Annotated in this window: 10 protein-coding genes; 4 read left to right on the forward strand and 6 right to left on the reverse strand. The window is 70.6% G+C overall.

Annotated features, from left to right (window positions below; all coding sequences use genetic code 11):
* Positions 1-89 precede the first annotated feature (89 nt).
* The 4 genes from POL72_RS44635 to POL72_RS44650 all read right to left on the reverse strand — a co-directional run bounded on the left by POL72_RS44635 (position 90) and on the right by POL72_RS44650 (position 13,128).
* Positions 90-6,059 carry an AAA family ATPase gene (locus POL72_RS44635; RefSeq protein ID WP_272103015.1) on the reverse strand — a complete coding sequence of 1,990 codons (5,970 nt, stop codon included), beginning with the start codon at positions 6,057-6,059 and terminating at the stop codon, positions 90-92.
* 290 nt (positions 6,060-6,349) lie between these two features.
* Positions 6,350-12,088, reverse strand: a complete 5,739-nt coding sequence (locus POL72_RS44640; RefSeq protein ID WP_272103016.1) for an AAA family ATPase — start codon at positions 12,086-12,088, stop codon at positions 6,350-6,352.
* Positions 12,089-12,325: 237 nt separating this feature from the next.
* Entirely contained in the window at positions 12,326-12,700 is a 375-nt protein-coding gene (locus tag POL72_RS44645) for a carbohydrate kinase family protein (protein WP_272103017.1), read from the reverse strand.
* Positions 12,701-12,861: 161 nt separating this feature from the next.
* The gene (locus tag POL72_RS44650) at positions 12,862-13,128 is read right to left on the reverse strand and encodes a hypothetical protein (RefSeq protein WP_272103018.1); all 267 of its coding nucleotides are present in this window, start codon (positions 13,126-13,128) and stop codon (positions 12,862-12,864) included.
* A 315-nt stretch (positions 13,129-13,443) separates the two neighbouring features.
* On the opposite strand from POL72_RS44650, the gene POL72_RS44655 reads away from it, so the two are divergent.
* Entirely contained in the window at positions 13,444-15,825 is a 2,382-nt protein-coding gene (locus tag POL72_RS44655; protein ID WP_272103019.1) for a glycoside hydrolase family 9 protein, read from the forward strand.
* Between the two features lie 202 nt (positions 15,826-16,027).
* Positions 16,028-18,031 (forward strand): bifunctional serine/threonine-protein kinase/formylglycine-generating enzyme family protein, encoded by a 2,004-nt coding sequence (locus tag POL72_RS44660; RefSeq protein WP_272103020.1) that lies wholly within the window; start codon positions 16,028-16,030, stop codon positions 18,029-18,031.
* A 56-nt stretch (positions 18,032-18,087) separates the two neighbouring features.
* Here the strand turns inward: POL72_RS44660 and POL72_RS44665 are convergent, their stop codons facing one another.
* Positions 18,088-18,990: a nuclear transport factor 2 family protein gene (locus POL72_RS44665; RefSeq protein ID WP_272103021.1), complete on the reverse strand. Its 903-nt coding sequence runs from the start codon at positions 18,988-18,990 to the stop codon at positions 18,088-18,090.
* A gap of 850 nt (positions 18,991-19,840) precedes the next feature.
* Here POL72_RS44665 and POL72_RS44670 point away from each other — a divergent pair.
* Positions 19,841-21,286: a DUF1501 domain-containing protein gene (locus POL72_RS44670; RefSeq protein ID WP_272103022.1), complete on the forward strand. Its 1,446-nt coding sequence runs from the start codon at positions 19,841-19,843 to the stop codon at positions 21,284-21,286.
* Between the two features lie 11 nt (positions 21,287-21,297).
* Positions 21,298-24,696 (forward strand): DUF7452 domain-containing protein, encoded by a 3,399-nt coding sequence (locus POL72_RS44675; protein WP_272103023.1) that lies wholly within the window; start codon positions 21,298-21,300, stop codon positions 24,694-24,696.
* Between the two features lie 179 nt (positions 24,697-24,875).
* Here POL72_RS44675 and POL72_RS44680 read toward each other — a convergent pair whose 3' ends face one another.
* Positions 24,876-25,484 (reverse strand): ATP-dependent Clp protease proteolytic subunit, encoded by a 609-nt coding sequence (locus POL72_RS44680; protein ID WP_272103024.1) that lies wholly within the window; start codon positions 25,482-25,484, stop codon positions 24,876-24,878.
* Positions 25,485-25,591: the final 107 nt, after the last annotated feature.

Here is a 25,591-nt window from a genome sequence, read left to right on the forward strand (position 1 = left end):
CCAGGCTCTGAGGTTCTGTTCATCGGAGACGATGGCAACGTAGCGCCTGCGTGAACCGGTCGCGACAATCTTCTAACACGTCCCCTCCACTAAAATTTTTCGCCTGGGCGCGCCCGCCATTGCCGTCTTTCGGGCTGCGCGGTCGGGGGAGCTGGCTTGATGCCGTATCGGAGCTGCGCCTGGAGCAGACCGCGGAGCCGCTTGACCTGGAAGCTTCGGGCCACCGCGCGCACCTGCCCGCTCCACGCTCCGAGCTGCTGGTCGGCTTCCTCGAGCCGATCGAGCTCGTTCAGCACCTGGGAGACGAGCCCTCTGTTGGCCAGCTCGACGAGCCGCGCCAGCTCCTGGGCCCGTGGGGCGGGGAGCGTGCAGAGCTCCTCGTCGGTCATCGAGGGCATGGTCACGGCCGCGCCCGGCCCTGCTTGGCGCTTCCACTCGAGCTGGAGCGTCGCTCGGAGCAGCTCCAAGAGTGCGCCGGCCTGCACCGGCTTGGGCAGAAAGTCGTCGCATCCGGCGCTGAGGCTCGTTTGCCGCTCGGCCTCCGAGATGCTGGCGGACGAGGCGATGATCGCGACTCGGGCGAGCTCGGGCCGTTGCCGCAAGCGCCGTGTCGCCTCGCAGCCGTCCATGCCCGGCATGGCCAGGTCCAACACGATCACGTCCGGTGTTCGCTCGACGGCCAGCGCGAGCGCCCGCTCGCCGCTGTCGGCCTCCAGCAGCTCGAAGCCCAGCGGCTCTAGCAAGTCGCGCAAGAGCGCGCGGTTCTCGGCCTTGTCGTCCACCACGAGGATCGTGCGGCGCTCGCCCTCGTACCCGAGGATCGCCTCCCACGACAGCCCCGCGCTGGCCTTGGCCGCGGCCACCTCGAGCAGCCGGAGCGTCACCGTGAAGACCGAGCCGTGGCCGAGCTGGCTATCGACCTCGATGCTCCCGCCCAGCCGCTCGATGAGCTTCTTCGTGATCGCCAGCCCGAGGCCTGTGCCCTCGGCGTGCCGCTTCTCGTCGCCGACCTGCTCGAAGGCCTCGAAGATGCACCCGAGGTGCTCGGGGGCGATGCCGGGGCCGGTGTCCTTGATCTGGAAGCGCACCGTGCGCCATCGGTCCTGCGGCGGCTCCTGCACCTCGACGCGCAACGTCACCCCGCCCTGCTCGGTGAACTTGATGGCATTGCCCAGCAGGTTGAGCAGCACCTGCATCAGGCGCTTCTCGTCGGCGCGCACCCCCAGCCGCTCGGGGCCGACACGCTCGTAAGCGAACGAGAGACCCTTCTCCACGGCGCGCACCCGGCAGAGGTTGGCCACGGTCCGGAGGAGCGTGGGCAGGTCGACCGCGGTCGGGCGCACGTCCATCTTGCCGGCCTCGATCTTGGCCAGATCGAGCACGTCATTGATGAGCCCGAGCAGGTGCGTGCCGGCGGTGTGGATGATGCGGGCCGAGTCGGCGGCTTTGGCGGGCAGGTCGGGCAGCCGGCCGAGCAGCTGCGCATAGCCGAGGATGCTGTTGAGCGGCGTGCGCAGCTCGTGGCTCATGCTGGACAGGAACTCGCTCTTGGCGCGGCTGGCGTGGTCGGCCGTCTGCTTCGCGGCTTCCAGCTCGGCGGTGCGCTGCTCCACCTCGCGCGCCAGCCGCTCGCTGTAGGCCGAGAGCTCGGTATAGAACGTGGCATTCTCCACGGCCGTGGCCGCCAGCGCCCCGAGCAGCGTGACCAGCTCGACGCGCGCCTCGGGGAAGGCGTCCTGCACGCGCGGGTGCTCCAGGTACATCACCCCGGACAGGCGTCCCTGGTGCACCAGCGGCACGGCGAGCACCGAGCCGGGCCGGTGGGCGAGCAGGTAGGGGTCCTCGTCGAAGCGGCTGTCGCGCGCCGCCTGCCCGAGCACCACCGGCTCCTTGCTGCGCGCGACGTACTGCACCAGCGTCGCCGGCAGCCGCGTCGAGCCGGCGACGGGCTCGTTGAGCGCCAACTTGACCTGTCGGGGATTGACGGTGAGCAGCGCGGCGATGACGAGCTCGCCGCCCTGCATGAGGGCGAGCACGGCGCGCTCGGCGCCGGAGTGCTCGGCGAGCAGGCGGAGCATGCGGCCGACGAGCGAGCCGAGGTTTCGGTCGCCGGAGAGCGCCTGCGCGGCGCGCAGCGCGGAGGCGATGTCCAGGTAGGCATGGAGCGTGCGGTCGGTGATGGTCGTGCTCGTCGGCAGGGACGCCCCGTCCGGCGGCTCGCCCTCCGACGTGCCGGCCGCAAGGGCCGGGCGGCCCGAGGCCGCGATGCTGTCCGGGTAGCGCTGAACGAGCTGCGCGGCGGCGGCGAGCGCGCCCCAGCGCAGGTAGGCGTCGTGCGCGGCCGACAGATAGGCGCGGGCCAGGGCGCGCTGTCCGCGGGCGAGGCGGTGCTCGCCCGCCAGGCGCAGGCCGAGCGCCTCCGCGTCGATCAGGCCGTCATCGCGGGCCTGCTCGATGGTCCGATCGTACAGCCGCTCGGCCTCCTCGTGCTCTTCCCGGGCGCGGGCGAGGCCCGCCTCCATCAACAGGCGCATGGCCTCGAAGGTCTCGGGGCAGCTCTCGGCCCAGAGGGAGAGGCGCGCGCCGTGGAAGGCCAGCCGGTCCTCGAGCAGCGCGCGCTGCTCGGCGGTGGCGGTGGGGAGGGCATGCGCCCCGGCGACGCAGAGCGTGAAGGTGAAGGCGAGGAGCGGGGGGGTGCCCCACGACGCCTGCCAGGCCGGCTCGATGGCGAGGGCCGCCTCGATCGCCCGCGTGTCGGCGCCAAGGTGGAGCCCGGTAAAGCCCGCCATCGTACCGGCGTAGAAAAGCTGCGGTTTCACGCCCCGCACGTGCCGCGCGAGTTCCTCGAGCGTCTGCTCGACGGCATGCGCGGCCTGGGCCTGCGAGAGCGCGTCGACCGAACGGGCGAGAATGTCTCGAAACGCCGTGGCCATCAGGTCGCGGCAGGACATGCGGTCGAAGTCGCGCGCGACGCGATCGAGGTCGGCTCCAGTGAACAGCCGGAGCATCACCCCACAGAGCTCGCTGTAGGCCTCATAGGACAGATCGCGCTCCTCGGCGGCGGTGCGCGCCGCGCGCGCGAACAGCTCCCCCACCTTCGAAGGCGGCGTCCAGTACATGGAGGCCAGTGCGCCGCTGAGGAGCGCGACGGCGCGCGAGACGTCGTGCTGATCGATGAACGCCAGCATGGCCTCGGTCAGCCGGCGCCCCAAAGGCACCTTCCCCAGGGCGTACGAAAGGAGCAAGGCCGTGTTCGCGACCCCCGCGAACGAGCTCTTCGTCAGTCCGTGCCGCAGCGTCTCCAGCACGATCATCGGCCGGCAGCACCGGCTCAGCGAGGGCATCCAGAAGGCGGCGCAGGTCCCCAGCACCTCCAGGAGCGTGCACCGCAGCGCGTGGGCGCGGTCGGTGCTCATCGGCAGAGCCTTCCAGTCCTCGACGGTCATGCGCTCCACCGCGGGCTCGATCTCGGCGATGATCGCGCCGAGCAGCGCCTGCTGGTCCTCCGGGGTCCTCGGCAGCGGGCGCCCGAGCCACGCCATCGCCGAAAGGCCAAGTTCGATGCCCTGCGCAAAGCGGCCGACGGTATGAAGACAGCCAATGAAGATGCTGGCCACGCGCGCGCGCTCGGTCGGTTCCCGCGCTCGTTCGATACAGCGCAGAAAAAGCCGCTCCGCTTCGTCGATCTGCGCCGCGAGCCAGAGCGCCTCGGCCATGACCAGGTGCACCTCGAACGTCGTCTCCGGCGCCTCGGTCCACCCCTCCTCGCCCAGCAGCGACGCGGCCGTCCCGAGGAACGCCATGGCCTGCGCGTAGGCCGCGCTGGCGTTGGCCCGCTGCCCCGCGCGCAGGTTCTGCTCGGCCAGATCGCGCTTTTCCTCGGCCTCGGTCAGCCGCTCGACGCCCCGGTTGCGGTGGTAGAGCGTCGCGAACAGCTCCCCGTCGGCGCACGCGAAGCCGTACTTCGCCCGCAGCGCTCGGCCGATCGATAGGTGCAACGCCAGCCGCTGCTCCGCCGTCAGCACCTCGTAGGCGGCCTGCTGCACCCGGTCGTGCACGAAGGCGTAGGCCTCGTGCTCCCGCTCGCCCGCGTGCACCAAGAGCCCCTCGCGCGCCGCCTCCGCCAGCAGGGCGCTGACCGTCTCCGCCTGCTGCCCCAAGAGATGCGCCAAGAGCTCGGCGTCGAACCGGTCGCCGACGCACGCCGCCGTCTGCAGCGCCCGCCGCAACTCGGGCGACAGCCGCTCTAGCCGGCGGGTCAGCAGCGAGACCACGTTGTCCGTGATCCCTGCCCGCTCGATCGCCTCTCGCTGCCATTGCCACCGCCCCGTCTCCGCGTCGCGCGAAAGCAGCTTCCGCTCGTGCAAGAGCTGCAGAAACTGCCCGACGAAGAAGGGGCTGCCGTCGGTCTTGTCCTTGACCAGCCGCGAGAGCTCCTCCACCTCGGCCGCGGGCCGATCGAGCATGTCCGCCACCATCGCCGCGACCGCCTCCGCGCCGAGCGGCGAAAGCGCGATCCGCCCGGTCATGGCGCCCGGAGCTGCGGAGGCATCCAGCAGCGCGTTCAGCGGCTGCTCGGGGCCCACCGCCTCGTCCCGGTAGGCGCCCACGACCAGCAGGTGCTGGCCCGCAGGCCCCTTCAGCAGCTCGCCCAAGAGCGAAAGCGACGCCGGATCCGCCCACTGCAGGTCATCGATGAACAGCACCAGCGGGTGCTCAGCCGTGGCCAGCGTCCGCACGAAGCGCAGCACCGTCGTCTGGAAGCGGAGCTTGGCCTCCATCGGCCCCAGCTCGACCAGCGGCCTGGGCTCGCCCAGGATGTGCACAAGCTCGGGCATGAGCTCGACCAGGATCTGCCCGTTCGGCCCCGCGGCCTCTTGCCAGGCTTGCCTCCAGCGCTCCAGCACCTCGGCCGAGTCCGAGAGCCGCCGCCGCACCACCGACCGCAGCGCCTGCGCCAGCGCCGCGTACGGCGTGCTGCGCTGCAGCTGGTCGAACTTGCCGCTGGCGAAGATCCCCCGCCGCGCCCGCACCTTTTCCTGCAGCGCCTGCACCAGCGCCGACTTGCCCACGCCCGACGGCCCCGCCACGAGGGCCAGCACCGTCGCGCCGCGGCACGCCTCGTCGAACAGCGCCGCGAGCGCGGCGCTCTCGCGTTCCCGACCGAACAGGCGCGAGGGCGCGCGGCCCCGGTCGTCCCAATCGCGCTTGGCCAGCGGAAACGGCGCCACCGTCCCGGTCTCGACCCACGCCCGCGCCGCCCGCTCCAGATCCCAGGCTGCGCCGTCGGCGGTCTGGTAGCGGTGCTCGGGGCTCTTGGCCATCAGCTTGAGCACGATCGCGCTCACGGCCTCGGGGATGCTCCGCTCAGGCGCGCGCTCGTGCGGAGGCACGGGCGCCCGGGCGATGTGCGCGTGGATCAACTCCAGCGCGTCGGTCGCGTCGAAGGGCAGCGCGCCGGTCAGCAGCTGGTAGAGCGTGGCGCCCAGCGCGTACAGGTCTGCCCGCGCGTCCAGGGCTCGGTTCATCCGGCCCGTCTGCTCGGGCGCCATATACGCCAGCGTCCCCGAGATTGCCTCCACCGACGTCTGCGCGGCGAGCTGGGGAGTCCAAAAGGTCGCGAGCCCGAAGTCGATCAAGCACGTGTGCGTCCGCTCGGCGTCGACCAGCACGTTGTGCGGCTTGATATCGCGGTGCAAGAGGCCGCGCCGGTGCACCTCGCCCAGGCTGCGCGCGAGCGCGGCGCCCAGGCGCAGCGCGACCCCGAGCGGCAGCGGGCCCTGGTCGAGCACGCGGGCGAGCGAGGTGTCGCCCCAGGCCTCCAGCACGAGCACCGGCTTGCGGTCGTGCTCTTCGAGGCCGAGCGCCCGGATGACCCCGGGGACATCGAGCGCGCGCAGCACGGCGTGCTCGTGCTTGAGCTGCTCCCGCGCGCGCGGGCTCGGCGGCTCGCCATGCGGCAGCTTGAGCACCACCTTGCCGCCCGTCTTGGCGTGGGTGGCTCGCACGATGCGCATGTCCGCTCCGGAGTGCAGGACCTCGCCGAGAACGTACTCCATGGGGCATAATTCTCGCTCATGAGCTGACGAGCGTCATGCCTCATCGTGTACGAGCTCGCTCGTGCCATCCCTAAAAGCTCGTTGGGCTCGCCCGCACAGCACGGGGAAGAGAGGGGGAGGAAAGCAAAACGATTCGAGGATATGAAGGGCGAATCATCGTACCCGTCGTACGTGCTCCCCTTGCCGAACTCCCCCCGCGGGCTGCACGTTGTAGAGGTACTGGATGTGCGACCCATTGCCGTCGAGCTGCTGGTAGTCCCTGGCCGCGTGAGCGGACTCCAGAGGTGCGGTCAGGGGAGCTGCCGTGACACGCTCGCGACCTGTGCCCGGAGAAGGGCGCGGAGCCGCTTGATCTGGAAGCTCCGCGCCACCGCGCGCACCTGCTCGATCCACGCTCCGAGCCGCGGATCGGCCTCGTCGAGCCGACCGAGCTCGTTCAGCACCCCGGAGACGTGCCCTTGGTCGGCCAGATCGAGGAGCCGCGAAAGCTCCTCTGCCGATGGGGGGGTGAGCAGGCCGATCTCCGCATCGGTCATGGGGGGAGGGGTCACGGCCGCGCCCGGCCCTGCTTGGCGCTTCCACTCGAGCTGGAGCGTCGCTCGGAGCAGCTCCAAGAGTGCGCCGGCCTGCACCGGCTTGGGCAGAAAGTCGTCGCATCCGGCGCTGAGGCTCGTTTGCCGCTCGGCCTCCGAGATGCTGGCGGACGAGGCGATGATCGCGACTCGGGCGAGCTCGGGCCGTTGCCGCAAGCGCCGTGTCGCCTCGCAGCCGTCCATGCCCGGCATGGCCAGGTCCAACACGATCACGTCCGGTGTTCGCTCGACGGCCAGCGCGAGCGCCCGCTCGCCGCTGTCGGCCTCCAGCAGCTCGAAGCCCAGCGGCTCTAGCAAGTCGCGCAAGAGCGCGCGGTTCTCGGCCTTGTCGTCCACCACGAGGATCGTGCGGCGCTCGCCCTCGTACCCGAGGATCGCCTCCCACGACAGCCCCGCGCTGGCCTTGGCCGCGGCCACCTCGAGCAGCCGGAGCGTCACCGCGAAGACCGAGCCGTGGCCGAGCTGGCTTTTGGCCTCGATGCTGCCGCCCATCCGCTCGACGAGCCTCTTCGTGATCGCCAGCCCGAGGCCCGTGCCCTCGGCGTGCCGCCTTTCGTCACCGACCTGCTCGAAGGCCTCGAAGATGCGCCCCAGGTGCTCGGGGGCGATGCCGGGGCCGGTGTCCTCGACCTGGAAGCGCACCGTGCGCCCTCGCTCTTCCGGCGGCTCCAGCACCTCGACGTGCAACGTCACCACGCCCCGCTCGGTGAACTTGATGGCGTTGCCCAGCAGGTTGAGCAGCACCTGCATCAGGCGCTTCTCGTCGGCGCGCACCACCAGCCGCTCGGGGCCGGCACGCTCGTAAGCGAACGAGAGACCCTTCTCCACGGCGCGCACCCGGCAGAGGTTGGCCACGATCCGGAGGAGCGTGGGCAGGTCGACCGGGGTCGGGTGCAGGTCCATCTTGCCGGCCTCGATCTTGGCCAGATCGAGCACGTCGTTGATGAGGCTGAGCAGGTGCGTGCCGGCGGTGTGGATGATGCGGGCCGAGTCGGCGGCCTTGGCGGGCAGATCGGTCATCCGGCCGAGCAGCTGGGCATAGCCGAGGATGCTGTTGAGCGGAGTCCGCAGCTCGTGGCTCATGCTGGATACGAACTCGCTCTTGGCGCGGTTGGCGTTGTCGGCCGCCTCCTTGGCGGCCTCAAGCTCGCCGGTGCGCTGCGCCACCTCGCGCTCCAGCCGCTCGTTGTACGCGGACAGCTCGGTGTAGAACGTGGCGTTCTCCACCGCCGTCGCCGCCAGCGCGCCGAGGAGCGTCACCAGCTCGACGCGGGCTTGGGGGAAGGCGTCCTCCACGCTCGGGTGCTCCAGGTACATCACCCCGGAGAGGCGCCCCTGGTGCACAAGCGGCACGGCGAGCACCGAGCCGGGCCGGTGGGCGAGCAGGTAGGGGTCCTCGTCGAAGCGGCTGTCGCGCGCCGCCTGCCCGAGCACCACCGGCTCCTTGCTGCGCGCGACGTACTGCACCAGCGTCGCCGGCAGCCGCGTCGAGCCGGCGACGGGCTCGTCGAGCGCCAACTTGACCTGCCGGGGATTGACGGTGAGCAGCGCGGCGATGACGAGCTCGCCGCCCTGCATGAGGGCGAGCACGGCGCGCTCGGCGCCGGAGTACTCGGCGAGCAGGCGGAGCATGCGGCCGACGAGCGAGCCGAGGTTTCGGTCGCCGGAGAGCGCCTGCGCGGCGCGCAGCGCGGAGGCGATGTCCAGGTACGCGTGGAGCGTGCGGTCGGTGATGATCGTGCTCGTCGGCGCGGACGCCCCCTCCGGCGGCTCGTCCGCGGCGAGCGCCGGGCGGCCCGGAGCCGCGATGCTGTCCGGGTAGCGCCGTGCGAGCCGCGCGGCCGCCGCGCGTGCCCCCCAGCGCAGGTAGGCGTCGTGCGCGGCCGAGAGATAGGCGCGGGCCAGCGCGCGGTGCCCGCGGGCGAGGCGGTGCTCGCCGGCCAAGCGCAAGCCGAGCGCCTCCGTGCTGACCAGATCCTGGTCGCGGGCGTGCTCGATGGCCTGGTCGTACAGCCGCCCGGCCTCCTCGTGCTCTTCCCGGGCGCGAGCGCGGCCCGCCTCCATCAGCAGGCGCACCGCCTCGAAGCTCTCGGGGCAACCCTGGGCCCAGAGGGAGAGGCGCGCGCCGTGAAAGGCCAGCCGATCCTCGATCAGCGCGCGCCGCTCGGCGGTGGCGGTGGGGAGGGCGTGCGCTCCGGCGACGCAGAGCGCGGACGTCAGGGCGATGAGCATGGGAGTTCCCCACGAGACCTGCCACTCCGGCTCGACGGCGAGGACCGCCTCGACCGCCCACGCGTCAGCGCCGAAATGGACCCCGGTCCACCCCGCCAGGGCCATCGTGGCGGTCAGGAGCGCCATCGCTGTCGCGTCTCGAGCGGGTCGCGCGATCTCCGCGAGCGTCCGCTCGACGGCGCGCGCGGCCTGGGCCTGCGAGAGCGCGGCGACCGAGCGGGCGATGATGTTCCGGAAGTCCATGGCCATCGGGTCGCGGTAGGCCATGCGGTCGAGGTCGCGCGCGACGCGATCGAGGTCATCTCCGGCGATCAGCTGGAACATCGCCCCCTGGATCTCGCTGAACGCCTCGGCGACAGGGTCGCGCTCCTCGGCGGCGGTGCGCGCCGCGCGCGCGTACAGCTCCCTCATCTTCGGAGGCGGCGTCCAGTACATGGCGGCCACCGTGGCGTTGAAGCGCGCGGTGGCGCGCGCGACGTCGTACCGATCGATGAGCGCCAGCATGGGCTCGTTCAGCTGGCGCGCCAGAGGCAGCTTCCCCAGGAGGTAGGCCAGGAGCAAGGCCGTGCACACGCAGCCCGCGAACGAGCTCTTCGTCAGCCCGTACCGCAGCGTCTCCAGCACGATCATCGGCCAGCAGCACCGGCTCAGCGAGGACATCCAGAAGGCGGCGCAGGGCCCCAGCACCTCCAGGATCTTGCACCGCAGCGCGTGGGCGCGGTCGGCGCTCATCGGCAGCGCCTCCCAGTCCTCGACGGTCATGCGATGCAGGGCGGGCTCGATCTCGGTGATGAGCGCGTCGAACAGCGCCTGCTGCTCCTCCGGGGTCCTCGGCAGCGGCCGCCCGAGCCACGCCATCGCCGAGAGGCCGAGCTCGATGGCCTGCGCGGAGCGGCCTGTGACATGGAGAAACACGATCGAGACGCTGGCCACGCGCGCGCGCTCGAGCGGGTCCCGCGATCGCTCCAGGCAGCGCTGAAAGAGCCGCTCCGCTTCGTCGACCTGCTCCGCGAGCCAGAGGGCCTCGGCCATGACCAGGTGCACCTCGAAGGTCGTCTCCGGGGCCTCGGTCCACCCCTCCTCGCCCAGCAGCGACGCCGCCGTCCCGAGGAACGCCGCGGCCTGCGCGTAGGCCGCGCTGGCCTTGGCCCGCTGCCCCGCGCGCAGGTTCTGCTCGGAAAGATCGCGCTTTTCCTGGGCGTCCGTCAGCCGCTCGGCGGCCCGGTTGCGGTGGTAGAGCGTCGCGAACAGCTCCCCATCGGCGCACGCGACGCCGTGCCGAGCCCGCAGCGCTCGGCCGATCCGCAGGTGCAGCGACAGCCGCTGCTCTGCCGTGAGCGCCTCGTAGGCGGCCTGCTGGACCCGGTCGTGCACGAAGGCGTAGGCCTCGTGCCCCCGCTCGGCCTCGTGCACCAAGAGCCCCTCGCGCGCCGCCTCCGCCAAAAGGGCGCTGACCGTCTCCGCCTCTTGCCCCGAAAGGTGCGCCAAGAGCTCGGCGTCGAACCGGTCGCCGACGCACGCCGCCGTCTGCAGCGCGCGCTTCAGCTCGGGCGACAGCAGCTCTAGCCTGCGGGTCAGCAGCGCAACGACGTTGTCCGTGATCCCCGCCCGCTCGATCGCCTCTCGCTTCCATCGCCACCGCCCCGTCTCCGCGTCGCGCGAAAGCACCTTCCGCTCGTGCAAGAGCTGCAGAGACTGCCCGACGAAGAAGGGGCTGCCGTCGGTCTTGTCCTTGACCAGCCGCGAGAGCTCCTCCACCTCGGCCGCGGGCCGATCGAGCATGTCCGCCACCATCGCCGCGACCGCCTCCGCGCCGAGCGGCGAAAGCGCGATCCGTCCGGTCACGGCGCCCGGGGCCGCGGAGGCCGAGAGCAGCGCGTTCAACGGGTGCTCCGGGCTCACCGCCTCGTCCCGGTACGCCCCCACCACGAGCAGGTGCTGGCCCGCAGGCTCCTTCAGCAGCTCGCCCAAGAGCGAAAGCGACGCCGCGTCCGCCCACTGCAGGTCATCGATGAACAGCACCAGCGGGTGCTCGGCCGTGGCCAGCGTCCGCACGAAGCGCAGCACCGTCGTCTGGAAGCGGAGCTTGGCCTCCATCGGCCCGAGCTCGACCAGCGGCTTCGGCTCGCCCAGGATGTGCGCCAGCTCGGGCATGAGCTCGACGAGGATCTGCCCGTTCGGCCCCGCGGCTCCCTGAAAGGCCTGCCTCCAGCGCTCCAGCACCTCGGCCGGATCCGCCAGCCGCCGCCGCACCACCGACCGCAGCGCCATCGCCAGCGCCGCGTGCGGCGTGCTGCGCTGCAGCTGGTCGAACTTGCCGGCGGCGAAGATCCCCCGCCGCGCGCGCACCTTTTCCTGCAGCGCCTGCACCAGCGCCGACTTGCCCACGCCCGAGGGCCCTGCCACCAGCGCCAGGACCGTCGCGCCGCCGCACGCCTGGTCGAACAGCGCCTCGAGCGCGGCGCCCTCGCGCTCCCGGCCGAACAGGCGCGAGGGCGCTCGGACCCGATCGTCCCAGTCGCGCCTCGCCAGCGGAAACGGCGCCACGGTTCCCGTCTCGACCCAGGCCCGCGCCGCCCGCTCCAGATCCCAGGCCGCGCCGCTCGCCGTCTGGTAGCGGTCCTCGGGGCTCTTGGCCAGCAGCTTGAGCACGATCGCGCTCGCGGCCTCGGGAATGTTTTGCTCGGGCGCGCGCTCGTGCGGGGGCACGGGCGCCTGGGCGATGTGCGCGTGGATCAGCTCCAGCGCGTCGGTCGCGTCGAAGGGCAGCGCGCCGGTCAGCAGCTGGTAGAGCGTGGCGCCCAGCGCATACAGGTCCGCCCGGGCGTCCGGCGCTCGGTTCATCCGGCCCGTCTGCTCGGGCGCCATGTACGCCAGCGTTCCGGAGACCGCCTCCGGCGACCTCTGCGCGGCGAGCCGGGGCGCGCAAGAGGTCGCGAGCCCGACGTCGATCAAGCAGGCGCGCGTCCGCTCGGCGTCGACCAGGACGTTGTGCGGCTTGATGTCGCGGTGGAGGACGCCGCGCCGGTGCACCTCGCCCAGGCTGCGCGCAAGCGCGGCGCCCAGGCGCAGCGCGTCCCCCACCGGCAGCGGGCCCTGGTCGAGCACGCGCGCCAGCGAGGTATCGCCCCAGGGCTCCAGCACGAGGACAGGCTTCGCGAGCGCGCGCGGACTCGGCGGCTCGTCGCAGGGAGCCTTCTGCATCGCTGGCGCGCAGCTCTTGGACTCGGCCGCTCGAGCGACGCACGTATCCGTCTGCAGGACCTCCCCCGTAACGTGGTCCATATTTCATTCTCGACGATGCGATGGCGCTTGTCACTCGCTATCGTGAATGAGCTCGATCGCACGCGCTGGTTTCTATGGTGCCTTGCGTTGCGTTCTCGCCTCCAGCACGCAGCGAGGGATCACGCGGCGTCGTCGAGAGGCTCTATCCGCGTGGCGTCACGGAGCTCCTGGAGGCGCTCGTCGGGCGGCGGCACCGGCCCGACCGCGGCCAGCTTGCCGGCCGCGAAGGCCGTCCCGAGGCGCCGCCTCTGGCACGACGAGGCCCGGCAGGTTGATGTCGGTGCCCCTCGGGCCCTCCGGGCCCAGGCGGTCGACCACCTTGATGTCGACCCGGCTCGCGCCGGGCAGGCGCAGGCAGCGGTCCTCGATGCCGCGCTCGCGGAACAGCGCCTCGAAGGGCGCCGCGTCGTCGCTGCCGAGGAAGCCCGTCGTCGTGACCCGACCGGCGCGCCCGGCGCGCTCGGCCAGAAACGCGGCGACGTGGGTGCCCTTGCCGCCCGCCGTGAAGGTCTGGGCAGCGACGCGGTTCACCGCGCCGGCCGCGAAGCCCGGGCACTCCCGTCTGGTCCACGGCCGCGTCGAGCGTCACCGTCACCAGACCGTCGCGACTCGATGTCACCGCGCTCCTGCTCCGAGCCACAGCGCTCCCGCTCCGGGGCGGGAGCGCTCGCCGGCGTGCGCCCCGAGAGGGCTCAGGCCGTCTCGAGGAACTTGCGCACCTGGGACTCGATCGCGCTGCCGGGCACGATGAAGGGCTTGTCCGTGATGTCCACGGAGAAGCTCTGAGCCGAGACGGCATACGTCCCCTTCACGGTCCCCGCCGGCGTCGGCACCGAGAAGTCGCCCTTGCCCTCGTTGCCCGTGAACTTGCCGCCGGCCTTCTCGATCGCCGCCTTGGCCTTCGCGACGATGTCTTGAGAGGAACCGCTGAAGGGGACTGAGAAGCTGTGCTTTGCCATGTCGTCTCCTGGGGTGCTCGATCGCCATCCTGGTACGGCGCGAGGTGCGGCGGAGGTTAGTGCGGCCTCGCCACGGGTACCAGCGCGAACTTGCTGGGCCTTCCGCGCGCCGCAGATCGCGCGGAATCGCTGCGCGCCGCAGGGCCGCGCGGGATGGCGGGTGATGGCAGGCTGCGCATCGCTGGCTGGCGAACGTTGACGGGACGGCCGCCGCGACGCCTCGAACCCGCGCGTCCGTAAGGATTGCGCTTGACAAGACGGACAGAATCGCCGCTTTCTATGCGCCGATTGCTCCCAGTCGTGAACCGAGGACTTATGAAGGACCTTTTTCTCAAGCAGTCGATCCTCCGCCGGGCGGGGCGGGTGTCCGCGCTCGCGCTCGCGCTCGGGCTGAGCGCTGGATGCGTTGTCACGCAGGGCCCCGGAGCGGGGGCCGCCCCTCCCGCCGGCGCGGGCCCCGACGCGAGCGCCTCGGGGGGCTCCGAGCCCGCGCGGACCAACCTGCTCAAGGCATCCGACTTCGACGACAACAAGAGCCTGCCCTGGAACACCTCGTTCACCGCGCCTGGCGCGGGCAGCGCCGAGGTGAAGAAGGGGGCCTATTGCGTCACGGTGACGAACAAGGGGTCAAACAACTGGGATGCCCAGTTCCGCCACCGGGAGATGGTGATCCAGAAGGGGCACAGCTACACCCTCCAGTACAAGGCGTGGGCGTCCTCGCCCACGAAGGCGCGCCCGAAGGTCGGCATGTCGGGGCCGCCTTACGAGGAGTACTGGTCGGACACCGTGATCCTCGGGACCGAGCCCAAGACCTTCTCCGGCAAGTTCACGATGGGGAAGGCCGATGACGCCACGGCGGAGCTCGCGTTCCACATCGGCGGCGCCATGGCGTCGGCCAAGGAGCCGTTCGAGGTCTGCATCGACGACATCCGCCTGGACGACCCGCAGTTCAAGGCCGCCGCGCCCGTGACCGAGTCGGCGGCGCCGAAGGTCGCCGTGAACCAGGTCGGGTATCTGCCCGGCGCCATCAAGATCGCCAGCGTGAACAGCGCGGCGACAGCGCCGGTCGCGTGGGAGCTGCTCGACGCCTCCGGCAAGCCGGTCGCCCACGGTCAGACCAAGGTCTTCGGAAAGGACGGCGCCTCCGGCGATCACGTCCACCTCGTCGACTTCACGGCCGTCAAGGCGCCGGGCCAGGGCTACGTGCTCAAGGTGGGGGAGGAGAAGAGCTTCCCGTTCGACATCGGAACGGGCCTTTACCAGAAGCTCAAGTACGACGCGCTCGCGTATTTCTACCACAACCGGAGCGGCATCGAGATCAAGATGCCGTTCGCCGGCAAGCCCGAGCTGGCGCGCCCGGCGGGGCACCTCAGCGACAAGAGCACGCGCTGCCTGAAGGACAGCGGCTGCGACTATGCGCTCGACGCGTCCCGCGGCTGGTACGACGCCGGCGACCACGGCAAGTACGTGGTCAACGGCGGCATCTCGGTGTGGACGCTGCTCAACTGGTACGAGCGCACGAAGCACCTCGGCGCCTCGAGCGCCGACTTCGCGGACGGCAAGCTCAACATCCCCGAGGGCAAGAACGGCGTGCCCGACATCCTCGACGAGGCGCGCTGGGAGCTCGAGTTCCTGATGGGCATGCAGGTGCCGGAAGGCAAGCCGCTCGCCGGCATGGTCCACCACAAGATGCATGACGAGTCGTGGACGGGCGTCGGCCTCGCGCCGCACGAGGACAAGCTGGCGCGCTTCCTCCACAAGCCGAGCACCGCGGCGACGCTCAACGTCGCGGCCACGGGGGCGCAGTGCGCGCGCATCTGGAAGACGGTGGACGCGGCGTTCTCGGCGAAGTGCCTGAAGGCCGCCGAGCGCGCCTGGGCGGCGGCGAAGCAGAACCCGGCCCTCTACGCGCCGCCCGGCGGCGACAAGGGCGGCGGGCCCTACGACGACACCGACGTCAAGGACGAGTTCTACTGGGCGGCGGCGGAGCTCTTCGTCACGACGGGGAAGCCGGAGTACAAGAAGTTCCTTCAGGACTCGCCGCTCAACGCGCGGTTCCCGACGGAGGTCGAAGGGGGCGCGGCGTCGATGAACTGGCGGGTCACCGACGCGCTCGGCCAGATCTCGATGGCGATCGTGCCCGGCCACGTGGACGCGGCGTGGCAGAAGGAGATCCGCGGCCGCATCGCGAAGGCGGCCGACCAGTACCTCGCCATCGCCGACAAGGAGGGGTACCGGACGCTCATCGCTCGGACGCATGAAGGCAAGTACGACTGGGGCTCGAACTCGGGCCTGCTGAACAACATGCTCGTGGTGGCGCTCGCCCACGACTTCACCAAGCAGCCGAAGTACCTCGACGGCGTGGTGCTGGGCATGGACTACATCCTCGGGCGCAACCCGCTCGGGCAGTCGTACGTGACCGGCTACGGCGACAAGCCGCTCGAGAACCCGCACCACCGGTTCTGGGCGCACCAGGCGAACAGCAAGTACCCGAAGGCGCCGCCCGGCGCCGTCTCCGGCGGGCCGAACTCCTCGCTCCAGGATCCTTATGCCCAGAGCGCCGGCCTCAAGGGGTGCGTCCCGCAGCGGTGCTTCGTGGACAACATCGAGGCCTGGAGCCTGAACGAGATCACGATCAACTGGAACGCGCCGTTCGCGTGGGTGACCGGCTTCCTCGACGAGAAGGCGAAGCCGTAGCCGCGCTGGCCGAAGGCGGGGTCTTTTGAACCGCCAAGGACGCCAAGGACGCCAAGTGAGATACAAAAATCTTGGCGTCTTGTGGCGCCTTGGCGGTTTCATCCTTCCGGCAGGGTGGGGGAGTTCTCCCACCACCTGACGGCAGGCTCCGCCGGCCGCGGTGCAGCCGCCGGCGCGCCGGTGGTACCATCGCCTGGTCCTCGTGGAGCTCCGACCCGACCTCGTCATCGCGGACAAGCTGCACCTGTTGCGGCCCCTCGGGCAGGGCGGGATGGGGGTCGTGTGGGCGGCGCGGCACCTCGCCCTCGACACCGACGTCGCGGTGAAGTTCATCCGCCCCGAGCGGGCGGCGGAGCGTCCTGCCCTCGTCGCGCGCTTCCAGCGCGAGGCCAGGGCCACGGCGCGGATCGCGCACCCGCACGTGGTGCAGGTCATGGACTACGGCGTCGTCGGCGGCGCCGTGCCGTACCTCGTGATGGAGCTCCTGCGCGGGTTCTCGCTGGCCGAGCTCCTCGAGCGCGGCGGCCGCCTCAGCTTCGCCACCGCGAGGTCGCTCGTGCGGCAGGTGGGGAGCGCGCTCGAGAGCGCCCACGAGCTCGGCATCGTGCACCGCGACATCAAGCCCCACAACGTCTTCATCACGGAGGGGGGCCAGGGATACCCGCTCTTCGTCAAGGTGCTCGATTTCGGCGTCGCGAAGGTCGCGGGCGACGCGGCGGTGCCGGCGGCGAACCCCGCGCTCACCGAGACCGGGATGGTGATCGGATCGGCTCCTTACATGAGCCCCGAGCAGCTCGAGGGGAGCAAGGACGTCGATCTCCGCTCCGATCTCTGGTCGCTCGGCGTCATTGTCTACGAGGTGTTGACCGGCGCGCTGCCGTTCCAGGGCAGCTCGTTCGTCGCCGTCGGCGCGGCGGTCCTGAAGGGGAGGTTCCGCCCCGCCTGCGAGCAGAGGCCGGGCCTGCCGGCGCCGATCGACGACTGGTTCTCCAAGGCGCTCTCCGTCGATCCGACCTGCCGATTCCAGTCGGCGCGCGAGATGGTCGATGCGTTTCCGAGCCTGGAGGCCCGGACCGCGGAGGTCGACGCGCCCGCTGGCCGCCATCACCCCGCCGCGTTCGCGACGACCGTGGCCGCGCCGGTCGCTCTTCTGGGCGCGGCTGACGCTGCCGACGAGCTCGCGAGAGAGCCTGTCACCTCAGGCGCGCTCGCGGGCGATCCTGGGACGGCGAGCCCTGCCCCTGACTCCGGGGCTGGCCACACCGTGCTCCACCAGCGCGCCGCGGAGCGGCCCGGGGCGCGGGGCCCCTCGGGCGCGCGCGCCACGCGCCTCCGGCGGGCCGCGCCGCTCGCCGCCGCGGCGTGCGCTGCGGGCGCGGGGGTGGTCCTCTTCCTGTTCCTGCGCGAGCCGTCGGCCGGCTCGGGCGGCTGCCCGGACGGCATGGTGCTCATCGAAGGCGCCGAGTTCCAGATGGGCTCCAACGCGGACGCGGAGACGCCCAGCGACGAGACGCCGCGGCACGGCGTGACCGTGAGGCCGCTCTGCCTCGACATCACCGAGGTGACGGTGAAGGCCTACTCGGACTGCCAGGCCTGCGAGCGCCCGCGGCGAACCGTCGAGTCGGAGGGGCTCACGCCCAACGGCCGCTCCTTCTGGAGCCAGTTCTGCAACGGCCCCGAGGCGCTGGACCACCCCATCAACTGCGTCGACTGGTACCAGGCAAAGGCGTATTGCGCCGCCTCCGGCAAGCGGCTGCCCACGGAGGCCGAGTGGGAGCTCGCGGCGCGCGGCAAGGACGCATGGACCTACCCCTGGGGCCACGCGCCCCCCTCGGGCGAACGCCTCAACGCCTGCGGGCCGGAGTGCAGCCGGATGCTGACGGAGCGGCTCGAGAAGGTGGGGAAGGGGCCGTGGCCTCGCATGTACAACGACGGCGACGCGGCCCCGGCGACTGCCCCCGTCGGGCGATCGCCGGCCGGGAAATCGCCTGCCGGCGCCCTGGACCTGGCCGGCAACGTCTGGGAGTGGACCGAGAGCCATTATTGCCCCTACGACAGGGACGATTGCGACGACTCCCGCCGTGTGCTCCGCGGCGGCGGGTGGGACACGGTCGAGAGCCAGTACGTGCGCTCCGCCCACCGCCGCCCGAGCGCTTCCACGGCGCGCGGCTGGAGCATCGGCTTCCGCTGCGCCAAGGACCCCTAGGCCCCGTCCCTGAAGAGCGGGAGCCAAGTCATTTCGCGCTCTTCAGGGACGGGACACTAGAAGATCGGGAGCTCGCTGTCGGTCGAGGCGGGCACGATGCGCCGTGAGTCCCAGTGCTCGACGATGGCGCCATCGTCGATGCGGAACAGGTCATATACACCGTAGGCGCCTCCGCCGCGCGACACTTCGGAGAGGGTGAATACGAAGTTTCCATCGGCGACGACGTGATGCACCTTGTAGTAGGTGAGGTAGTCCCTCTCCACGTACTCGATGAGCGCGGCGGGGCCGGTCGCCGTGGCATAGCGGTGCTCGACGTAGCTCGCGTCGAGGAACTCGGAGACGCGCGCGTGCTCCCCGTCGACGAGCACGGCGTCGATGAAGCTCAGCGCGAGCGCGCGATTCTGCGCCGTGAGCGCCTCGTCCTCGATCTCCGTCGGGCCGGCGGCATCCGATGCTTCGGCCGTGTTGGAATCCCAGTGCTCCACGATCTTATCGTCTTTGACGCGGTACATGTCGAAGATCACGCCGGCGTCCGAGTAGCGGCCATGCACGACCACCAGGTCGCACTCGGCCAGCGTGCGCAGGCGCTCGTAGCCGAACCCCAGCGACGCGACTTCATAGCTCATCAGGGTCCTGAACGCCGCGAGGTCGCTCGGCGCCCCCGGATGGTGCCGGAGGTACGGGTCAGCCCAGGTGCGATCGACCGCCGTGACGTCCTTGTCGACGAGCAGCTCGTCGAGGGCCTGCCCGACGAGGGCCTTGTTCGCGCGCCCGAGCTCCGGATCACAGCCGCTTCCCCCTGCACCGCCCCCGCCGACGCCGGCTGGGTTGCCGCCGCTCCCCGCTGTCATCGTGTCACCGGCGGCGCCGCCGCGTCCGTCCGGAGGATCGTCCCGCTCCCCGGCGCACGCCACGAAGAAGCCGATTGACGCCAGTCCGAGCCAAGGAGCGAAGTGCACCTGTACCGTGTATCGCACCGCTCGCCGGTAGGCAATCCGCGGCGCGCGGACCTCGAATCGATCTTGCCCTCGCCGCGCCAGCCCACAGGCGGCCTCCGCGTCGCGTCGCGCGCTGTTTTGCTGCGCCCTCGCTCGCCTGTGGGCCGGAGGCGGCAGCGCGACCGCCAACGCCTCGATCCGCCCCCGCCGCACTGCCACCAGCGCCGTCCTCCTCGCCGCATCCGGCGGGGCTCCCGGTCTGACGTGTTACCAGGGCTCCGCTCGTCCCCATGGGGTCACGCTCGATCCGTGACATGTCACGCTCGATCCGTGACATGTCACGCTCGGGCATGACTGGGCGCCTCGTGCGGTGGAGCGAGCGCCGGGCGCCCGGCGAGGCGGTCGCTCGGGGACCAATCCCCGGCGACAAGGAGATGGTCTCAGCGCGGTGCAGGCAATCATCCACAGCCGATTGAGCTCGTTGAATCTGTTCGTTTTTATAGGCGGATCCGCACTTTCTGTACGCTGTGTCGGCTGCCGGTCGTCGGCGGAAAATTCTGGGTCGGAATGGCTTTGCGCGGGCTATCGTCCCGCCTCCTCCTCCCGTCTTCATCTCTCGTCCGGTGTGCGCGTGCGCACGTGCCCTCGCGTCCGCGGCGCCGTCGAAGCACGAGCCACGCTCGCGCGCCCTCGTTGAGCGATCGCCACCCCGCGTCCCGAGCTCACCCACCAGGAATGGAACTTGCCATGGGCCTCGCTTCGCTCGCGATTCCGCGAGCGCGTCGTCCGCTGCGCAGCCCGGCACGTCGATCGCGATCACGGCCGGGCGCGGCGCTTCTTTCAGTCCCGTGTTGAGATGCAGGAGAAGAGCATGATCTCTCGACGAAAACTGTTGACGGGCGCCGGCGCGCTCGCCGCCGCAGCGGCGTTGCCTGGCCGACCCGTCTGGGCAGATGGCCCAGTGGGGGAGTCCTGGGCCCCGTATCCGAGCGTGGCCACCTGGGGTGGGCCGAAGAAGATCCTCGAGATCTTCCTCTACGGGGGGCTCTCCGCTTGGGAGTCGTTCCATGTCGATCTGCGAGACACCCTGTTCAAAGCCAACCTGCTCAGCGCATTCAATTCGACGGCGCTGCTGACGCACTGCGGAAGTACCCAGACTGGAGCGACCGTGCAGACGCTCGGGGGGATGAAATGGAGCGTCGCGACGTCCCCCCTGTGGAGCCGGCCCGACCTCCTGGCCCGTACGCGCGTCGTCACGATGACGCACGAGTTCTCCGCGCATCCTGTGGCGATCCCGCTCGCGCTCACGGGACGTCCTCTGGGCGATGCGCGCGCGGCGAGCCTCGGGGCCGCGATCAAGCGCCGCCACCCGGAACAGCACACGTCCTACGTCCTGATGCCCGACAGCGGGCGCTTCTTCGGCGGAGACGACAAGGCGTTCTCCGCGTGGCTCTCGGTCGGCGCGCACGGCTCCGCGGCGCGGCCCGTGCTCGTCCCCATGAGCTCCGGCGTGAGCGAGATGGCCGACTGGGCCTCGCGGACCGGCGTCAACGCGGGAGCCGATGCGCTGACGAGCTACTACGCCGACCTCTATGAGACCAACCTCGACGGATCTCGATCTCGCGGGTACGACGCTTACAGGGCCGCGCTCGACAGCCTGCCCGGGAGCCCGAACCTCACGAGCGTATTCAACTCGAGCCTCCGCGGCGAGGGCGCGTCGCTCGCGCATTGCTCGACGAGCGTGGTCGCCCCTGGAACGCCGTTCAACACCACGGCGGCATGCCTCGATATGGCGGCGTGGCTCTTCAACACGAAGAACACGCGTTACGTGGGCATGGTCGATGTCGGCATCGGAAAAGACACCGGAGCCGCGTACGACGGCCACGGGCATACCGCCGGCGTGACGTTCGGCAACTTGTTTCTGCTCCTCAAGGAGCTGTCTCGGGTGACGAGCACGGCCACGCCGGCGGCGAACCGCATCAGCGTCGACGACACGCTGATCATCCTCAACACGGAGTTCGGCCGCACCCCGGACCCGCAAGGAAGCGGAGGCACGGGCCGCGACCACTACGGTCGAGGCTACGTGGTCGTGCTCATCGGTGGTCCCATCCAGCCCACGGCCTCGGGGGAGCCGAAGCTGATCGGCACCATCGACTGGACGGCTGGTTCTCCGGCCGGCAGGTACACGCCGGCCAACCTCGCGTGCGTGGCCCTGACCGCGGCCGGCATCGATCCGCACGGCACGGACAACTTTGCGTTCCAAGAGCTGCCGCCGGGGATGCCGTCGTCGTACGAGCAGCCGTTCTTCCAGGCGTGAGAGGAGATCGTATGAAACTCAAGAGGTTGGAGTCGGCGCGGGGAGCGCTCGCCGTGCTGCTCGCCGGTGGTTTGCTGGCGGGCTGCAGCACGACCGAGCCGCAGCCGCAAGAAGCCCCTCCCGGCGTGAGCCAAGCGGCGCTCGCGCCGGAGCCTACGTCCCCCGGTGGAGTGGACGCGGGCAACGCGGCCTGGGTCGAGCAGGTCGTACCGGCGCTGCTCGGCAGGCCTGTGCGCAGCTTCGGCGAGCTCAAGTTCCTCACCGTCATGACCGCGCGCGTCGGCCGCGCCCGCATGGCCGAGGCGCTCATGAGCCATCCGGCCTTCGTCGATCGCTGGACCGGCGTGCTGCTCGACCGCATGCGCGTGGATCGGGAGGGATCGCGCAGCCAGTCGGACTGCTTCTCCCAGCCGCTGCTGTCGAGCGATAACGACAAGATCAGGGCGGCGAAGGTCGTCCTCTACACGCGGCGCCTCGGGAACGCCCTCTCCCTGTCGGAGGCCGTGGCGGAGCCCCCTGTTTCGGCGTCCCCGGGCACGTACAACATGGCCGATGTCGTGCGCGGGTCGCTCCTCATGGACAACGTCTTTCCGGCCTACCGCGGGTTCGTCTTCGCGCTGGTACGCCAGTATGGATCCGATGATGCAAAGACGCACGAAAAGCAGCGCCAGATCGCGGATCATTTCACGCAGGTCTATGCAAACAAATCGATGGAATGCCTGAAGTGCCATCGCACGCACTTCAGCTCGGTGTCGTCGTCGTCGGCGTCCCTCTTCACTCCCGGTTACGACTGGGCGAAGGGGCAGGAGGGGCGCGTCTTCTCGGGCCTCTCGGCATGGGCGACCGCCGGTTCGTTCCAGGCGCCGACGGACGCCGACTGGGTAGGGTCCTTCCGTCAGTCCCCGGGGACGAACGTCCCCTTCGCCGGCTGGGACGGGGCGAGCTGCGGCAGCTTCTCGAACGACACGTCGACCCAGACACCGGGCGGGACCGGCCTCCTGCTCCCCGACGCGAGCAGCACGACGGTGTGGGCGCTCGATGATCGGCTGAAGGAGGGGTTCCTCGCGCTGCGGAAATCGTACGACTCCGGTGATCTCGACACGGGGGCGAACCATGCGAATCAAGGCCGGACGCTCGGCGCTTTCTGGCTCGCGGCCGCCTTCGCCAACGACGTCTGGAGGGAGTTCTTCGGCGCTCCGCTGACCATCTCGAACTTCACCTCCCGCAACACGCACGAGCACAAACTGCTCTGGAACCTCGCCGAGAACCACGTCGTCGGGCGGGGCTGGTCGCTCAAGGGGTTGCTCACCGAGATCGTCACGTCGCCCTACTTCAACCGTTTGGCTGAATCCTCGGCGACGATGCCCAAGGTCTTCGAGCCGTTCATCGATACGCCGGCCCAGGACTACGTGGGCGACGCCGTTCATCGACGCTCAGCGGATCTGCTCTTTCGGATGAAGGCGTCGGCGCTCCAGTGGAAGGCCGGCGGCAAGCTCTGGGTCACTCACTTCCCCCAATCGACCACGTACCCGACGCCCTCCCAGGCGGAGGCGATGGGCCTTCATCTCTCGCGCCTGAGCGCGGCGAACCCGACGTCATCGCAGTACTCCATGCTCGGGTGGGAGGCCTCCGCGGGCCGCTGCGATCGACCGGCGGCGATCTCACGCGACTGGATCGACGCGCTCGCCGACCGCGCCATGACCGGAGGGGTCACCGTGCGCGGCGCCGTCGAGGCGCTGCGCTTCCGCCTCCTCGGGCGCGGCCTCTCGGCCGGTTCCGGCGAGGCGACGGCCCTCAGCACGTTCCTCGGGAAATCGATGACCGCGACGTTTGCGAGCGCGTACACGACGGCGGGGCTGGGGAATGCCGCCCTGAGAGATCTCTGCGAGGTGTTCGTCAAGACGCCGCAGTTCATGCTGGAGGGCGTCCCCCACGGCGTCGGGGTCTCCGAGACCGACTTCGATTCGCCCCCGCAGCTCCAAGTGGGTGACATGAAGAACGACGGCACGCTCGCCGCTGACACGCCCTCTGCTGCCTGCGAGAGCTGGGTCGATCCGCAGACGGCGTTCGATGGCATCTCGGTCAACTGCGCGGACGAGTCGTTCCCTCAGAACATCGACTGGTCGAAGATCTGCCCCTCCGGGGGGTGCGTCTACCGAGAAGCGGTCCTGCCCGATCTGCCGCGGCCGTGGCCCTGCCTCGGCTGCTCGTTCGACTCGGACTGGTTCACGACGCTCCCGCCGCCGGTGGATCCGCGCGTGGTGACCGACCTGCCGATGCCGATGACGCCGGCGCGCGGCGGCGTCTTCCTGGCCTGGGCCGAGGGGGCGACCATCGTGCAAGTGAGCGGACAGGCGCGGTTCGTCCACGCGCACGGGCAGAGCACGCCGGCTGCGCCGGGCATGGTGCTCCAGCTCGGCGACAGCCTGGAGCTGTGGGCGGGAGACAAATTCAAGGTCGTGGCGCCCAGCGGGCAGGTATTCGAGAACCCCACGGGAGGCATGCCCCCCAATCAGAGCGCGCAGACCTATCTGTTCATGGCCACCGGTCCGAACGGCCTGCCCGATCCCACGGAGATGACGCCGACCACCGTCGACATGAACACGGCGAGCACCGTCAAGGAGGCGATGCGCCAAGCGGCGCGAAACGAGGAGGCGGGGTCCGTCTCGTTGTTCCACGACGTGACGTCCACGACGGGTAACATGAGCCACATCAATCATCCGGCGCTCAACGGGAAGCCGGATCTCATCCTCCTCGTGTCGCCCGTCGCTGGCGCCGTCAGCAACGACCACCACGTGGGCGTCTGGTACGACACAGCGTTGCAGCGGTGGGCCGTCTACAACGAGGACCTCGCCGCGATGCCGCTGGGCGTGCGCTTCTCGGTCCGCGCGATGCCGCCCAGCGGCAGCGTCTTCATCCATGAGGTCACGGCTGCCAACAAACCCGCGGGCTCGATCTCGACCATCGATCATCCAGCGCTCAACGGGCGCTCGTCCATCGCCGTGCAGGTGAGCCGCATCTGGAACCTGCCGGGAGCACCGGGCGTCTACAACAACCATCCTGTGGGTGTCTCGTATGACACGAGCGTGCAGAAGTGGACCGTCTACAACGAGGACCAGGGCACGCTCTCGCCCGGAGCGTTGTTCGCGGTCAAGCTGGGCGGCGACTTCAAGGTGACATCGAGCCCGGCGACACGGGTCGGTACCGCCCTCGTCATCGACGAGCCGAACATCAACGGTGTGGCCGACGCCCGCCTCTTCTTCACGCACGGCTTCAGCGGCACGGGCACCCTGCACACAAAGCGGAGCGCGCTGCGCTACGACACGACGCTCCAGAAGTGGACGATCATCAACCGCGACGGCACCACCGTCGCGAACAACCTGGTCTTCCACGTGCACCGCGGCTACTGACGGCCCTTCCCGTAGGTCCTTTCCGCGGCGAAGAGGGCCTGCTGCAGGGCACATCCATGCGCCCTGCAGCAGGCCGAGTCGATGCCATACACAGCCCGGCGCCTTCCGCGGTCGAGCTGCTCAGGGCGCCTGCGCCCGGCGGCTGCCAGCGGTGAGCCGGAGGGGCCGCCGCGGCGCGCTCAGACCTCCAGCGCGCTCTCGACGATGCGATGCACGAGGCCGTACTCCTGGGCCTCGCGCGCCGTCATCCACAGGTTGCGCTCGGTCTCCTGCGCGATCTTCGCGGGCGCCTGCCCCGTCGCCTCCGCGAAGATGCGGTTGAGCCGGTCGCGAGCGGCCATGATCTGGGCCGCCTCGATCTCGATGTCCGACGCGGGGCCGCGCACGCCGCCGAGCGGCTGGTGCAGGAGGAAGCGCGTGTTCGGGAGCGCGAACCGGTTCTCCCGCCGCGCCGCGACGAAGATCAGCGCGCCCGCGCTGGCGACCCACCCGGTGCCGATCACCTTGACCTCGGGCCGGATGAAGCGAATCACGTCGTGGATCGTGTCCCCCGACTCCACGTGCCCGCCCGGCGAGTGGATCAGGATCCGGATCGGCTTCTCGCCATCGTCGCTCGCGAGGGCGAGGAGCTGCGCGGTGGTCGCCTGCGCCAGCTCGCTGGTGATCTCCCCGAAGATCAGGACGGTCCGGCTCCTCAGCAGGCTGCTCTGGACCTTCTCGGACAGCGCGCGGGGGTGCGGCTCGTCGTTCGGCGTGGGATCGTTCGGCGTGGAATCGAGGCGCGTCATGGCCCCGAGCTTCCGGCGGCCCTCGCCCGCGCGCCATGACCGCGAGGCGCGGAGTCATGCTCGCGCGTCTCGATCCGCGAGCGAGCGCTGGACGAGCGGCCTCGGCG

Origin of the sequence: Sorangium aterium, assembly GCF_028368935.1 — a bacterium.
Classification (GTDB): domain Bacteria; phylum Myxococcota_A; class Polyangia; order Polyangiales; family Polyangiaceae; genus Sorangium; species Sorangium atrum.

Bases quoted from the DNA above. Each gene is read 5' to 3' on its own strand.
- POL72_RS44635 (WP_272103015.1), bottom strand. From the start codon at position 6,059: ATGGAGTACGTTCTCGGCGAGGTCCTGCACTCCGGAGCGGACATGCGC.
- POL72_RS44640 (WP_272103016.1), bottom strand. From the start codon at position 12,088: ATGCAGAAGGCTCCCTGCGACGAGCCGCCGAGTCCGCGCGCGCTCGCG.
- POL72_RS44650 (WP_272103018.1), bottom strand. From the start codon at position 13,128: ATGGCAAAGCACAGCTTCTCAGTCCCCTTCAGCGGTTCCTCTCAAGAC.
- POL72_RS44655 (WP_272103019.1), top strand. From the start codon at position 13,444: ATGAAGGACCTTTTTCTCAAGCAGTCGATCCTCCGCCGGGCGGGGCGG.
- POL72_RS44670 (WP_272103022.1), top strand. From the start codon at position 19,841: ATGATCTCTCGACGAAAACTGTTGACGGGCGCCGGCGCGCTCGCCGCC.
- POL72_RS44675 (WP_272103023.1), top strand. From the start codon at position 21,298: ATGAAACTCAAGAGGTTGGAGTCGGCGCGGGGAGCGCTCGCCGTGCTG.
- POL72_RS44680 (WP_272103024.1), bottom strand. From the start codon at position 25,484: ATGACGCGCCTCGATTCCACGCCGAACGATCCCACGCCGAACGACGAG.